Genomic DNA, 13,989 nt, shown 5'->3' on the forward strand with positions numbered 1-13,989 from the left:
CCGACGAACCGGAAGTCAGCCGTCCCGGGGCACGATCCGGTCCGGACTCCGCGCGCGGTACGGGCACGGGGGAGCGGACACGGAGGAGGAGACGTGGAACTGGCGGAGCTCATCGGCCTGCGGCCGGTGCCCTGCGGCGGCCTCCTGGTGGGCCTCACCCGTCGCTGCCCCCTGAGCTGCGCGCACTGCTCCACGGGATCCTCCCTCGCGGTCTCCGATCGGCCCGACCCCGAGCAACTGCTGCGTTTCATCGGTTCGTTCGGACCCGAGGACCGGCCCGAGGCGGTCATGCTGACCGGCGGCGAACCGCTGCTGCTGCCGGAGCTGGCCGCCCGGCTGGCCGGTCTCGCCCGCGCCTCGGGCTCCCGGGTGGCGCTGCTCAGCGGCATGTTCTTCGCCCGCGACGGACGCGTACCCGACCGGATCATGCGCGCGATCACGGCCCTCGACCACTTCTCCGCCAGCCTGGACGTCCACCACGAGCGCGAGGTCCCGCGCGCGGGGGTGCTGCGCGCCCTGCGGGCCGTCCTCGACGCAGGGATCCCCGCGAGCATCCACCTCACCGGAACCGGCCCCGACGACCCGTACCTGGCGGACGCCGTCGCCGACGTGCGCCGCGCCTTCGGCACCCGGGTACCCCTGCTGGTCAACGAGATCCGGCCGCTCGGCCGCGCCGCGGGCCTCGTCCCGCCGACACCGCCCGGTCCGGACGACTCCCTGCCGACGCCGTGCACCCTCGCCGCCTGGCCGGTGATCGCCTTCGACGGGACCGTGGCCGCCTGCTGCAACCAGTGGACGGTGGACCGGCGCCCCGTTCCCCGGCACCTCCTGCTCGGGCACATCGCCGACGACGACTGGCCGGCCGTCCGCGAGCGCTCCCTCGGCTCCCCGGTGCTGCGGATGCTGCGCGCCGTCGGACCCCGGCGGACGCACGCCCGCTACGCCACCTCGCCCGCCCCGGCCGGCTACTGCCGCAGCTGCCACGCCCTCGCCGACCGGCCGGACGTCCTGGAGGGCGCCGCCCGCGACGCCGGCGGCCGGGTCGGCGCACTCCTGGACCGGCTCGGCGCGGAGGAGCAACGCGCCGCCGGACCCGCCGCCCTCGTACGCCGCATGGGCTGCGCCCGCTACGCGCACCTGGTCGAGTCGCCACCCGCAGAGGAGAGGAGCCGTCGATGACCGCCACCGCGTCCCTCGCGCTCAGGACCAAGCTCACGCCCACCGCACCCGTGCTCCGGGCCGCGACCGCGGCCCTGTGGCGACCGGAGGGTCTGCGGCGGCGGTACGTGCGCTACCTGGCCGCCATGCATCCGCTCGTACGGGCCTCCGTGCCGCTCCTCGAGCGGGCCGCCGAGCGCTGCGCCGGCCTGGACGACCCGGCCGCGCGGCGCCTCGGCGCGTACTGCGTCCGCCACGCGGAGGAGGAACGCGACCACGACGCCTGGCTGCTCGACGACCTGGCCGCGGCCGGCGCCGGGCCGCTCGCCGTGCCGCCCCCCGTCGTGGTCGAACTCGTCGGGGCGCAGTACTACCGCGTCGAGCACGAGCACCCGGTCACCCTGCTCGGCTACATCGCCGTCCTGGAGGGCAACGCCCCGGGACCGCGACTCGCGGACCGCCTCATCGAGGCCACCGGGCTCCCGGGCAGCGCGTTCCGCACCCTCAGGGAACACGCGGAACTCGACGGCGGCCACCTCGACGACCTGCACCGGGTCCTCGACGACCTCGCGCTGACCCCGGAGGGGCAGACCGCCGTCTCCGTCAGCGCACTGCACACCGCCCATCTGCTCACCCGGCTGTTCCACTCCCTCGCCGCCGAACCCGGAGGACACCCGTGACCGAGGACACCGCCCCGTACGACGGCGCCCCGCCGGACGACCCCTCTCCGCACGCGGCCGCCGCCGCGGCCGACGGCCCGCCCGAGCCGACGCTGGCGGCGCTGGCCGCCGCCGGGTTCGACGTCGACGCCCTGAGCGAGGAGCAGCACGAGGTCCTGCGCGTGCTGACCCCGGAGGAACTGGCCCTGCTCGTCGACATCAGGGGGCGGCTCGACGCGGCGGCCCCCGAGGTCCAGGCCCACGCCGACGTGGCCGGCGGCGCGCTCTTCTGACCTCGGCCGCACGGCCCCGCGCCCGCACGGCCCCGCGCCCCGACGGCCCCGCGCCCTCACGGAGGAACCCCATGCCCTGCGCCTCGTGCCGGAGCGCACTGCCGCCCGGCGSCCGCTTCTGCCCGTCCTGCGGCAGCCCGTGCGCGCCCGGCCCGGTCACGGCCAGGACGACCGGCCGCAAGGTGGTCACCCTCCTCTTCTGCGACCTGGTGGGCTCCACCGCGCTCTCCGGCGCCCTGGACGCCGAGACCCTCCGTTCGGTGACGCTCCGCTGGTTCGACCTGATGCGGCAGCGGATCGAGGAACAGGGCGGCACCGTGGAGAAGTTCATCGGGGACGCCGTGATGGCCGTCTTCGGCGTGCCGACCGTACGGGAGGACGACGCCCGCCGGGCGGTCGCCGCCGCACTGGCGATGCGGGAGGCGCTCGCCGGGTTCAACGCCCGCCTGGAGGAGGCGGTCGGGGTCCGGCTGGAGATGCGCATCGGCGTCAACACCGGCCAGGCCGTGACGGGTTCGGCCACGCTCCGGCAGGCGATGGTCTCCGGAGAGGTGGTGAACGTCGCCGCGCGCCTGGAGCAGAACGCCGCCGCCGGGGAGATCCTCATCGGGCCGGACACCCTGGCGGCGGCCGGACCCGGTGTGCGGACGACGGAGACCGGACCGCTCTCGCTCAAGGGCAAGAGCGACCGGGTCGCCGCCCACCGCCTGCTCGGCCTCGACGAGGAGGACGGCCCCGAGTCGCTGCGCCGCTTCGACCTCGGCTTCGTCGGACGCACCCGCGAACTCGACCTGCTCGAAGCGGCGTCGGCCCGGGTGTCCCGGACCGGTCGGGCCGAACGCCTGGTGGTCGGCGGGGAGGCGGGCCAGGGCAAGACACGGCTCGTGCGGGAGTGGCTCCACCGGGCCGGGGAGAGAGCCGGCGGCCGCCGCCACGGCGTCGGGCGCTGCCGTGCCCGCGGCGAACAGCCCAGCCTCGGACCGCTCGCGGACGCCGTCGCCGACCTGCTGGGGTCCTGCCCGGCCGCACCCTCCCCCGACCTGGACCTGCTCCACCAGGGCCTGCTCCTGGACGGCACGCCCAACCCGTCGCCCGCCGACACCTGCGCGGCGCTCGCCAGGGTCCTCGCCGGGATCCGCGGGACGGAGCCCGTCGTGCTGGTCGTCGACGACTGCCACTGGGCGGCGCAGCCGCTCTTCGACCTGCTCGACCGGCTGCTGCGCGCCCTCACCGACGCGAAGGTCCTGATCGTCCTGCTCGCCCGTCCCGAACTCTTCGACGCACGGCCCGAACTGGCCGTGGACGCCCTGCCGCTCGGCGGGCTCACCGACGCCGAGGCGGAGCTCCTCGCGGTCGAGCTGACCGGGGGCACGGGGACGGGCGAGTCCCTCGACCCCCGGATCCTGGCCCGGGTGGGCGGCAACCCCCTGCACCTGGAGCAACTCCTCGTCGCCGGGGCCCACCTCGACGCCGACAACGTCCCGCTCCCGCTCCAGGCCCTGATCGGCGCCCGGATCGACGCCCTCGACCCTCCCGAACACCGCGTCCTCGGGCTGGCGTCCGTCCTCGGGGGAGACTTCACCACCGACGAACTGACCGCGCTCGCCGGGCATCCCGCCGAGGCATGGACCGCGTCCGAACTCCGCTCCACACTGCACCGGCTGGTCAGGCACCGCCTCGTCAGGCCGGAGGGCGCGGGGTTCCGATTCGCCGGCGGGCTGATCCAGGAGGTCGTCTACGCCGGCCAGTCCAAGCAGGACCGGGCCGACCGGCACGAACGGGCGGTACGACTGGACTCGGTCCGGGCGCGGGGCGACGCCGCGATCGGCGCCCATCTCGAACAGGCCCACCGCTACCGGGTCGAGCTGGGCGCCCAGGACGCGCACACCGACGCGCTGCGCCTGCGCGCGGCCGACGCGCTCGCCGAGGCCGGGCGCCTCGCGCTGGCCCACGCCGACCCGGTCTGGGCCGCCGACCTGCTGTCCCGGGCCACCGCCCGGTACGCGGCGGGCGAACCCGGCCGTACGGCGGCCCGCCGGCGGCTCGGCCAGACCCTGCTGGACCTGGGGCGCGGCGCGGAAGGCAGCGCACTGCTCGAAGAGGTACTGGCCGAGGACCCGGACGGCGGCCCGGACCTGGTGGAGGCCGCGCACGCCCGCCTCGCCCTGGCCTCCGCCGGCCGGCCGGCGGGCGGGGACGCGACACCGGCCGAGGCGGCCGGCGCCACGCTGCCGGTCTTCGTGGCCGCCGGCGACGAGCTCGGGCAGGCCCGCGCCTGCCTGCGGCTCGCCCAGCGCGCCCAGGAACAGGGCCGCCACCGGGCGGCGGAACGGCTGCTCGCCCGGGCCCTGGACCACGCCGCCCGGGCCGGCGCCGAACCGGAACAGGCCGCGGCCCTCGGCGCGATCGGTGTCTCCTTCTGGCGCGGCCCCCACCCCGTGGCGGACGCCGTGACCCGCTGCCGCGCGCTCCTCGCCGACCAGGGGGCCGGTCGCCGGGCGGTCCGGCTCACCCTGAACTGCCCGCTCGCGGTGGTGCTCGCCCTCCACGACGACCGCGACGGGGCCCTGGCCTGCCTCGCGGAGGCGGAGCACCTCGCCAAGCGGCTCGGCTACGCCGAGGCGGACGCGTTCCTGCCCCTCTTCACCGGGACCGTCGCCGAACTCGACGGCCGCCACGAGGAAGCACTCCTCAGCCTGGAACGGGCCGCCGCCGCCGCGCGGGGCCTCGGTGCCACGGGGCTGCTGCGCAGCGCTCTCCTGGACGCCGCGCGCATCCGGCTGGACCTCGGCGACTGGCGCACCGCCCACCGCACCCTGGCCGAACCGGACGCGGACCGGGCGGAGGCGGCCCGGCCGCGCGCCGAGTCGGCCGACCTCGACGGCCTGCGGGCCCGGATCGCCGCCGCCCGGGGACAGGAGGCGACCGCCGGCCGGCTGGCCGCGCGGGCGCTCGCGACCGCGACCCGCACCGACTCACCCATCGTCCAGGGCCTCGCCGCGCTCGATCTCGCCCGCACCGCCCTCGCGCTGGGACGCCCGGGCGAGGCCGCCGAGGCGGCGGCCCGCGCACGCCGGCGCTTCGCCGCCAAGGGCCATCTCCCCGCCGTACGCCAGGCCGAGGCCCTCGTCGCCCGCCGTTCCGTCCGCCCGCCGGGGCACCGCCCCGCCGACGGACGCGTCACCGGAGCCGGAAAGGAAGCACCACGATGACCACCGCGCGGCGATCGGCGCCCGGACTGACCTGGGGCCTGCGAGGGCGGGGCCCCGCGGACGTGCTCGTGGAGGCCGACGGCCCGCCCGACCCGCCCGCGGGAGGTCTCCTCGGCGGCACCGGGCGAGGCGTGCGCGTCTGCGTCGTCGACTCGGGGATAGAGCGCGACCACCCGCTGGTCGGCCCGGTGGCCGGGTCCTGGCGCGTCGTCAAGGACGACGACGGCGTGCGCGTCGAGGAGACGGACGCCGAGGACGCCTGCGGCCACGGCACCGCCTGCGCCGGGATCATCCGGCGGACCGCGCCGGACTGCGAACTGTCCAGCGTGCGGGTGCTCGGCGAGCGGTTCTCCGGCAGCGGGGACGTCCTGCTCGAAGGGATCCGGTGGGCCGTGCGCCAGCGCTTCGACGTGGTCAACCTGAGTCTGTCCACCAGCCGCGACCGCTTCGTGGAGGAGCTGCGCCGCCTGGCCGACGAGGCGTACTTCCAGCAGACCGTGATCGTCGCCTCGGCGCACAACACCCACGTCGAGAGCTTCCCCTGGCGCTTCTCCTCGGTCATCTCGGTGGGCAGCCACCAGGAGGACGACCCGGACCTCCACCTCTACAACCCCACGCCGCCGGTGGAGTTCTTCGCCCCCGGCCAGCGCATCCCGGTCGCGTGGCTCGGCGGCACCTCGATCCGCAGCTCCGGCAACAGTTTCGCCACCCCGTTCATCGCGGGGCTCTGCGCGCGGATCCTGTCGAGCCACCCCCGGCTGACGCCGTTCCAGCTCAAGAACGCCCTGTACCTGTCCGCAGCCAACGTCCGTGTCCACGGCCGCCGGTAACGACCGGCACCGGAAGGGAACCCCCATGGCTCAGACGACCGCCCCCGTCGTGTCCGCAGCGTCCCGGCCCGATCCGGCCCTGGCGGAACTCCTGCAGTCGGTGGTGGACACCGCGCGCGCCCTGTTCGGCGCCCAGGCGAGCTCCATCCTGCTCCTGGACGCCCCGGCGGACGAGATCGTCTTCGAGGCCGTCTCCGGACAGGGACAGGAGTTCCTGGTGGGCCGCCGCTTCCCGGCCGGCCGGGGCATCGCCGGATGGGTCGCCGCCTCGGGCGAGCCGATGGTGGTCGACGACCTCCACGCCAGTACGTCCTTCGACCGCGACATCGCCGAGTCCACCGGCTACGTCCCCGACGCGCTGATGGCCGCCCCCCTCCTGCACGGCGACCGGATCCTCGGTGTCCTGGAGGTGCTCGACCCGTCCCCGCAGGCCCGCTCGGGCCTCCCGGAGCTCGACCTGCTGTGCCTCTTCGCCCGTCAGGCCGCCGTCGCGCTGAACGTCGTCACCACCCACGCGCCGCGGCGGACCGCCCCGGACAGCCCGGACGACCCCTCGCGCGCGGAGCTCCTCCGTCTCCTCACGGAGGCCCGCCGGCTGCTCGGGGAGTGAGGCGCCGCGCCTCCCGTGCCGCCCGCGCCGTAGGTCGTCCCCGTCCGGCGCCGGGTCGGCCGGGCGCGCCGGTCAGGCCGTCAGGTCGAGGACCACCGACCCGGGCGCCGACAGCGCCCGGAGCCGGACCGGCGAGAGCACCGGACGGTGGGCGCCGGGGGCGAACACCACCAGGTCCGCGCCGAGCAGCGCGCGGTCGAGGCTCGCCTCGGCCGTGAGCACGATGCCCTCCCGCGCGGCGTACGAGGCGGACTCGGCGTCCGGCCAGTGCGGTGGTTCCGGGACCGGCGCCGGGTGGACGGTCACCGATACCAGGCCGACGAGTTCGCGCGCCAGCACCCCGAGCGTGACCGCCGCCCCCGGCCCCAGGACCGTGGCGGACAGGGCGCCCGCGGCGAGCCGGCCGCGCGCGGCCCGGACGGCGGCCGACAGCCGCTCCTCGCCGGAGCCGGAGCCGGAGCCGGCTCCGGAGCCGGCGGTCGGGACGGGCGCCGGGACACCGGGCCGGACCGGTACCGCTCCACGGCGGCCGGAGCGGTCCGGCCCGTGGGACGACGGGGGTGTACGGGACATGGCGCGGCCTCCCTGCGGGCGGGGCGCTGTCGCCCCGGTCCTCCGCAGAGTGGCGGCGACGGCTATCCGACCGCTACCGGAACGCCGTCAGTCGGCCGCTCCCAGCAGCAGCCGCTTGCCCAGCAGCTCCTCACGCAGCCGCGCGGACGCGGGGGACCCGTGCCCGGCGAGGAGCCGTGCCGCCGCGGACGCCTCGCCCAGCGCCGACGGCGTGTCCAGGGTGGCCGCGTGCAGGTCGAGGAGGGCGCTCGCCGCCCGCCCCTGCCACAGCGGCATCGTCAGCGCGGCGAACACCTCCCGCGCGGCGATGAGATGGGCCAGCGCCGCCGTCGGGGCGCCGGCGTCCAGCGCCGACCGGCCGAGCCCGAGACAGGCGCGGCCCTCGGTCAGCCGGTCCCCGGTCCGCCGGGCCAGCGTGAGGGCCTGGAACAGGACCGCCTCGGCCTGCTCACCGCGTCCGGCACGGGCATGGCAGAGACCGGTCCCCAGCAGGGCGTGACCCTCCGCGGTGCGGTCGCGCCCCGCGCGGCCGATGCGCAGTGCCAGGGCGAACGCCTGCTGGGCGAGTTCCGTCTCCCCCGACTGCAGGGACAGCTCGCCCAGCTCTCGGACGACGTGCCCCTCGGCGGCGACGCTGCCCGCTTCCCGGGTCAGCGCCAGTGCCGTCGTGAGCATCGAGCGGGCCGTGCCCGTCTCGTCGGCCTCCCGGTGGACGGCCGCGCCACCGGCCAGGGCCAGGGCCTCACCGACCGGGTCGCCGGCGCGCCGCAGCAGGGCCGCCGCCGCGGCGTGCCCGGCCAGGCTCTCCGGATGCCGTCCGCCCAGCCGGTCCACGGTCGCGAGGAGGTTCCCGGCCAGGCCCTCGCCCTGCGCGTCGGCGAGTTCACGGAAGGCGTCGCGGGCCGCGCCGAGCAGCCGCGCCGCCTCGTCCAGCCGGTACCGGAACAGGGAGAGCGCGCCCAGCGAGTACGTCGAGACCGCCGTCCCGTGCCGGTTCCCGGCGGCCTCGCAGACCGTGAGAGCCGCGTGGGCGGTGTCGGACCAGTCCTCGCACCTGCCCTGGGAGGCGAACCTGATCGCGCAGATGGCGGCGAGATCCCGGCACAGCTCGTCGAGACCCAGCTCCGCGGCCTGCCGCACCGCCGCGACCAGTGCCTCGTGCTCCTCCTCCCACCACAGTGCGGGCACGTCGAGCAGCCGGTCGGTCAGCGGGCCCGGCAGCGGCCGGCGAGCGGCCGTGCCGTGCGGGACGCCGAACGGGCCGCCGTGCTCGCGTCGGTGCGCCTCCCCGGCGAGGGCGGTCCAGGAGGCGAGGGCCCGGCCCAGGGCGGCGCGGCGCTGCTCGGGCGTCTCCGTCGCGCGGAGCTCCTCCTTGGCGTAGACCCTGATCAGTTCGTGGAAGCGGTAGCGCGGCGGGCGGCCCTCCCGGGGCAGGACGTCGAGCAGCTGGGAGTGGACGAGTTCCTCGACGATGTCGTCGGCGGTGACGAGGTCGCAGTCGAGCAGCGAGGCCGCCGTCCAGCTCGCGAAGTCGCCGCCCTCGACGAGCCCGAGCAGCCGGAACAGCCGCTGCGGCTCGGGATCGAGCGCCCGGTAGGCCAGCGCGATGTGCGAACGCACCTCCATCCCGCAGTAGTCGAACTCGTCCAGCCTGCTCGCCTCGTCCCGGAAGCGCCGCACCAGCCGGTCGAGCGGCCAGTGCGGGCGGCAGGCGAGCCGGGCGCCGACCACCCGCAGCGCCAGCGGCAACCCGCCGCAGAACTGCGCCAGTTCGAGGGCGGCGGGGAGCTGGCCGGTGACCCGCTCGACGCCCGCGATCCGGGTCAGGAGCTCCACCGACAGGTCCGGGTCGAAGAGGTCCAGGTCGATCTGGCGGATTCCGGGCAGTCCCGTCAGCCGGTAGCGGCCGGTCACCAGGACGCCGCAGTGCGCGTCGCCCGGCAGCAGCTCCCGTACCACGGCCTCGTCGCCCACCTCGTCGAGCACGATCAGCACCCGCCTGCCCGCGAGCAGGCTGCGGTAGAGCGTGCGGCGCTCGTCGGCGTCCTGCGGGATCGCGTGTCCCGGCACGCCCAGCGCGCGCAGGAAGCGGGCCAGCACGCCCGTCGTGACCTCCCGGCCGCTCTCCCCGCCGAGGTTCGCGAAGAGCCGGCCGTCGGGGAACGCGTCGCGCAGCGCGTGCGCGGCGTGGATCGCCAGGCTCGTCTTCCCGATTCCGTCCTGTCCGCTGATTCCCGCGATGCGTACGGCCTCCCCCGGACGGAACGCCGCGCCGCCGCCCGAGAGGAATTCCGAGATCTCCGCGAGGAATTCCTTCCGACCGGTGAAGTCCGGCAGATCGGAGGGGAGTTGTTCGGGTCGCGCGGCGGTTGCCGCCGGGAGGGCCGTGACGGGATGCGCGGCCATGACGTCGGGGTGCGGGACATCGGCTGCCGCGGACGGGACGTCCGCTGAGCCGGACCCGCCGGGTGCCGTGCCGACCGGGGGCGTGGGGGGTCGCAGGTCGAGGGCCGGGTCCGCCCTCAGGATCGCCGTCTCGAGCTCCTGGAGCTCCCGGCCGGGCTCGATGCCCAGCTCCCGGACGAACACCGCGCGGGTCCGCCGGAACGCGTCGAGGGCCTCCGCCGTCCGACCCGACCGGTGGAGGGCGAGGATCAACGAGGCGTGCAGACCCTCGCGCAGCGGCTCCTGCGCGGTGAGCGCCAGGAGTTCGCCGGTGATCTCGGCATGCCGGCCGAGGGACAGGTCGAGCCGGGCCAGCTCCTCGGCCACCGACAGCCGCTGCTCGTCCAGCAGGGTCGCGCCCTGGCGCACGAGCTCGCCCTCCAGGCCGAGCAGGGCCGGACCGCGCCACAGGGCGAGTGCCGAGCGGAAGACCGTCGTGGCCCGCTCGGGCCGCCCGGCCGCGGCGTGGTCGCGGGCCTCGGCCACCAGCTTCTCGAAGCGCCGCAGGTCCAGCTCCTCGTCGGCGAGGGCCAGCCGGTACCCCGAGGCCAGCGTCGTGATGGCGTCGGGGCGGCCCGCCCGCGCGAAGGCCTTGCGCAGCGCCGAGACGGCGGACTGCACCTGGGTACGGGCGGTCTCCGGGGGCGCCTCGCCCCAGACGGCGTCCACCAGCTGCTCCCGCGGGGTCACCCGGTTCGCGTGCAGGGCCAGCACCGCCAGAACGGTCCGCTGCCGAGGCCCACCCAGCCCGAACACCACACCGTCACGGGCGAGTTCGAGCGGCCCCAAGAGGCTGAGTTCCATGTGGCTTTCCCCCAGTCGTCACGCCCCGATGTGCTTCGGGCCGACCGAGGGGAGGGTAGACGCCCGCGGGATCGGCCCTCCAGACGCGGGAATTCACGGAATTCGATGCGGGACATCGTCCGGAACGATGCCGCGCGATCCCTGCGCACCGCCATCGGCGCTTTCGATCGGGGGATTCGGCAGCGTCCATCGGGACGGCGTTGTGTCAGGGAGGCGCCCCACACAAGGCTGTTCCCGGTTCCCATTCGAATTTCTTCTCAATCGCATCACCGGAGGTGAGTCGTGTTCCAGGACGACGACAAGGGACGCTACGCCGTCGTGATCAACGACGAGGAGCAGTACTCCGTCTGGCCCGAGTCCCGCGAGGTGCCGGCCGGCTGGCAGCCCACGGGCTTCACCGGCTCCAAGGAGGAGTGCGTGGCCCACGTGGACGAGGTCTGGACGGACATGCGCCCCCTGAGCCTGCGGCAGGCCATGGCGGCCGACGCCGCGTCGGAGCAGGCGGCCGCCGGGACGGGCGTGCGGTGAAAGGTGACGTACGCCCGCTGATCGGCCGGGAGGAGGAGCTGGCGGCCGTCCGCCGCCTGCTCCCGGCCCGCGGCACCGGACCCGCCCTCGTCGAGCTCGCGGGCGACCCGGGCACGGGGAAGACCAGACTCCTCGCCGAGATCGCGGCACTGGCCGCCGAGGCCGGCGTCCGGGTCCGCGGCGTACGCCCGGCGGAACTGCCCGCGACCGGACTCCCGTCCGCCGGGCCCGCCGAGCCCCTGCTGCTGCTCGTCGACGACGCGCACGGCGGCGGACCGGAGGCGGAGCGCGCCCTGCTCGCCCTGCTGCGCACCCCGCCGGCCGAGGCGCTCCTGCTCGTCCTCGCGCACCGGCCCCGGCAGTGCCCGCCCGCCCTGCGGGCCGAACTGACCGCGGCCCGCGGGACCTGGCGCACCGCCCATCTCGACCTCGCCGACCTCGACCGCACCGCGACCGGGACCTTCCCCGCCCAGCGCCTGTGCCACCGGCACAACGGCTCGCTGTACGACCGCACCGGCGGCAACCCCCGCCTCCTGGAACTGCTGGTGGCGTCCTGCGCCGGACCCGGCGCCTGCCTGGAGGAGGAACCGGCGGACGAGGCCGCCGCCCGGCGCGCGGCGGCGCCGCTGCTCGCCGAGGTCACCGCGCTCTCCGCCGACGCCCGCCTCGTCGCCCACGCGGCGGCGGTGCTCGGCGAGCCGGCCGGACCCGACCTGCTCGCCGACGTGGCCGACCTCGACCCCGCGCGGGTCCTCGCCGCCGTCGACGAACTCCTCGCCGCCGACCTCCTGCGCCCCGCGCCGGTACCCGGACAGGTCGCCTACCGGCACCCGCTGGTGGGGCGCGTCGTCTACGGAGCGGTCCCCGGCGGCTGGCGGCTCGGCGCCCATGCCCGCGCCTGCGCCCGCCACCGCGCGGACGGCGTCGCGCCGGTCCGCTACGCCCGCCACCTGGAGCAGTCCTGCGCGACCGGCGACGCGTCCGGCGCCGCCGTGCTCACGGCGGCCGCGGAGGCCGCGCTGCCCACCGATCCCGCCACCGCGGACCGGTGGTTCCGTGCGGCGGCCCGTCTGCTCCACGACACACCGGCGCACCGCAACCGCCGTCGTGCCGCCCTCGCCAGAGCCGCCGCGGCGGCCGTCATGACGGGCCGCACCGACCGGGCGAGAGCCGCACTGGAGCGGCGTGACCAGCTGCTCGACGGGCCCGACCACACGCCCGAGGCCGCCGACGCGGCACTGCGCCGCGCCGCGATCGCCCAGGCGGACGGAGACGTCCCGCTGGCACGCTCCGTGCTGCGGACCGCGCTGTCCGGCGCCGCCGCCGACCATCCGCACGGCGCTGCCGCACTGTGGATCGCCCTGGCCGCGACCGCGTGCCGGGACGCCGAACCGGAGGCCCGCGACTGGGCCGACGAAGCCGTGCTCGCCGCCGCGGGAAGCGGCGACGAGGCCGCCCAGGTCCACGCACTGGCCCTGCACGGGACGGTCCGGCTGGCCGGCGGCACGGCCGCCGCCGCCCGCCGGGACGCCGCGGCCGCGGCACGGCTCGCCGACGCGCTGGGCGACCGGGCCCTCGCCCTGCGACTGGACGCCCTGGACTGCCTGGCCCGCCTCGAGACGGACCTGGAGCGCTACGGACCCGCCGTACGGCACCTCAACCGGGGACTGGCGATCGGCCGGGCCACGGGACAGTGGCCCGCCGTCGCCTCGATGGCCGCCGGGCTCGCCACCGTACTGCTCCGGCAGGGCAGGCCGGCGGAGGCCGCGGCCCCCGCGGAGGAGGCCGTCCGCTGCTCCGAACTCGTCGGCGGCACGGAACTGCGCGCCATGGCCCTCTGCCTGCGCGCCCGCGTGGCCCTGGAGGTCCACGAGCCGGAGACCGCCGTCGCGGTCGCCCGCGCGGCCTGCGTGGTCGCCGCGCCCGACGGCCACTGGGCGCGCCGCGCCCGGATGGCGCTCGCCGCGGGCCAACTCGCCGCCGGCGACGCGCTCGGCAGCCTGGAGACCCTGGCCGGAGCCGGACTCACCTACCCCGCCGCCACCCGGCTGCCGCACCCGACCCGCCTCGCGCTCGCCGAGACCCTCTGCGCCGCCCGGCTCGCCGCGGGCCGGCCGGACGCCGCCCGGCTCGCCGCCGAGGAGGCCGCCACCGTGGCCGCGGAACTCGGCCTCGCCGGTGCCCGTGCCCGGGCCGCGCTGCTCGGCTCCGCCGCCGCCGAGGAGCCCGCCGAGGCACTGAGACTCGCCGAGGACGCGCTCGTCGCGGCGGCGGAGAGCGGACACCTCGCCGACGAGGGCTGGGCCCGGACGGCCGCGGCCCGCGCACTGGCCGCGCTCGGCGAACCGGACCAGGCGGAGCGCCATCTGGCGGCCGCGGACGCGGTCGCGGCCGGCTCCGGCGCGAGCCGTCTGGCCGCCGCCGTCACCCGCGCCCGCGAGGCGGCCCGCCCGCCGCTCGCCGGCGGCACCGTGGCCGACGGCACCGSCGAGGGGGCGCACATGCTGAGCCAGCGCGAGTTCGAGATCTCCACGCTCGTCAGCCAGGGCTGCACCAACCGCCAGATCGCGCGGACCCTCGGTGTCAGCCACAAGACGGTGGAGACGCATCTCGGCCGCATCTTCGCCAAGCTGGAGGTCTCCTCACGGGCCGAGATCGCCAACATGATCGGCCGCAACACCGTGGTCGCCCGGCCGCGCGCCCGGACGAAGGCCCTGGCGGTCCCCGCCTGAGGGCTGTCCGGTCGATCTTCGAGGATCGGCCGGCGGCGACCCGGACGGGAACGAGGCGGGGCCCGCCGGGGCGGGCCCGGCATCGAGGGGTGCGGCAGTCGCGCACCCGCCGGTCCCGGCCCGGAGGACGACACCCCTCCCCGCC

The 13,989-nt window shown here is 76.9% G+C and carries 10 protein-coding genes; 8 read left to right on the forward strand and 2 right to left on the reverse strand.

Annotation, left to right across the window (positions count from 1 at the left end; translation table 11 throughout):
- Positions 1 to 93 precede the first annotated feature (93 nt).
- The 6 genes from EAO71_RS33080 to EAO71_RS33105 all read left to right on the forward strand — a co-directional run bounded on the left by EAO71_RS33080 (position 94) and on the right by EAO71_RS33105 (position 6,762).
- Positions 94 to 1,179: a radical SAM protein gene (locus tag EAO71_RS33080; RefSeq protein ID WP_147981520.1), complete on the forward strand. Its 1,086-nt coding sequence runs from the start codon at positions 94 to 96 to the stop codon at positions 1,177 to 1,179.
- Positions 1,176 to 1,838 (forward strand): hypothetical protein, encoded by a 663-nt coding sequence (locus EAO71_RS33085; protein WP_147981521.1) that lies wholly within the window; start codon positions 1,176 to 1,178, stop codon positions 1,836 to 1,838. The genes EAO71_RS33080 and EAO71_RS33085 overlap by 4 nt, the downstream gene beginning before the upstream one ends.
- Positions 1,839 to 1,930: 92 nt before the next feature.
- Positions 1,931 to 2,110 (forward strand): aroma-sacti cluster domain-containing protein, encoded by a 180-nt coding sequence (locus tag EAO71_RS33090; protein ID WP_147981529.1) that lies wholly within the window; start codon positions 1,931 to 1,933, stop codon positions 2,108 to 2,110.
- A 71-nt stretch (positions 2,111 to 2,181) separates the two neighbouring features.
- Positions 2,182 to 5,322 carry an adenylate/guanylate cyclase domain-containing protein gene (locus EAO71_RS33095; protein ID WP_147981522.1) on the forward strand — a complete coding sequence of 1,047 codons (3,141 nt, stop codon included), beginning with the start codon at positions 2,182 to 2,184 and terminating at the stop codon, positions 5,320 to 5,322.
- Positions 5,319 to 6,152, forward strand: a complete 834-nt coding sequence (locus tag EAO71_RS33100; RefSeq protein ID WP_147981523.1) for a S8 family peptidase — start codon at positions 5,319 to 5,321, stop codon at positions 6,150 to 6,152. Before EAO71_RS33095 ends, EAO71_RS33100 begins: the two co-directional genes overlap by 4 nt.
- Positions 6,153 to 6,177: 25 nt before the next feature.
- Positions 6,178 to 6,762, forward strand: a complete 585-nt coding sequence (locus EAO71_RS33105; protein ID WP_147981524.1) for a GAF domain-containing protein — start codon at positions 6,178 to 6,180, stop codon at positions 6,760 to 6,762.
- 72 nt (positions 6,763 to 6,834) lie between these two features.
- Here EAO71_RS33105 and EAO71_RS33110 read toward each other — a convergent pair whose 3' ends face one another.
- Complete coding sequence (locus tag EAO71_RS33110; protein ID WP_147981525.1) at positions 6,835 to 7,335, reverse strand: hypothetical protein; 501 nt, start codon at positions 7,333 to 7,335, stop codon at positions 6,835 to 6,837.
- A gap of 87 nt (positions 7,336 to 7,422) precedes the next feature.
- On the reverse strand, positions 7,423 to 10,584 hold the full coding sequence (locus EAO71_RS33115; protein ID WP_147981526.1) for an AfsR/SARP family transcriptional regulator: 3,162 nt from the start codon (positions 10,582 to 10,584) through the stop codon (positions 7,423 to 7,425).
- Between the two features lie 282 nt (positions 10,585 to 10,866).
- On the opposite strand from EAO71_RS33115, the gene EAO71_RS33120 reads away from it, so the two are divergent.
- Both EAO71_RS33120 and EAO71_RS33125 read left to right on the forward strand, forming a co-directional pair.
- Positions 10,867 to 11,112 carry an MbtH family protein gene (locus EAO71_RS33120; protein ID WP_147981527.1) on the forward strand — a complete coding sequence of 82 codons (246 nt, stop codon included), beginning with the start codon at positions 10,867 to 10,869 and terminating at the stop codon, positions 11,110 to 11,112.
- A complete protein-coding gene (locus tag EAO71_RS33125) occupies positions 11,109 to 13,844 on the forward strand; it encodes a helix-turn-helix transcriptional regulator (RefSeq protein WP_147981528.1) in 2,736 nt (911 codons plus the stop codon). The genes EAO71_RS33120 and EAO71_RS33125 overlap by 4 nt, the downstream gene beginning before the upstream one ends.
- The last annotated feature ends 145 nt before the right edge of the window (positions 13,845 to 13,989 follow it).

Origin of the sequence: Streptomyces sp. MS191, from assembly GCF_008042125.1 — a bacterium.
GTDB lineage: Bacteria > Actinomycetota > Actinomycetes > Streptomycetales > Streptomycetaceae > Streptomyces.

Bases quoted from the DNA above. Each gene is read 5' to 3' on its own strand.
- EAO71_RS33100 (WP_147981523.1), top strand. From the start codon at position 5,319: ATGACCACCGCGCGGCGATCGGCGCCCGGACTGACCTGGGGCCTGCGA.
- EAO71_RS33110 (WP_147981525.1), bottom strand. From the start codon at position 7,335: ATGTCCCGTACACCCCCGTCGTCCCACGGGCCGGACCGCTCCGGCCGC.
- EAO71_RS33115 (WP_147981526.1), bottom strand. From the start codon at position 10,584: ATGGAACTCAGCCTCTTGGGGCCGCTCGAACTCGCCCGTGACGGTGTG.
- EAO71_RS33085 (WP_147981521.1), top strand. From the start codon at position 1,176: ATGACCGCCACCGCGTCCCTCGCGCTCAGGACCAAGCTCACGCCCACC.
- EAO71_RS33105 (WP_147981524.1), top strand. From the start codon at position 6,178: ATGGCTCAGACGACCGCCCCCGTCGTGTCCGCAGCGTCCCGGCCCGAT.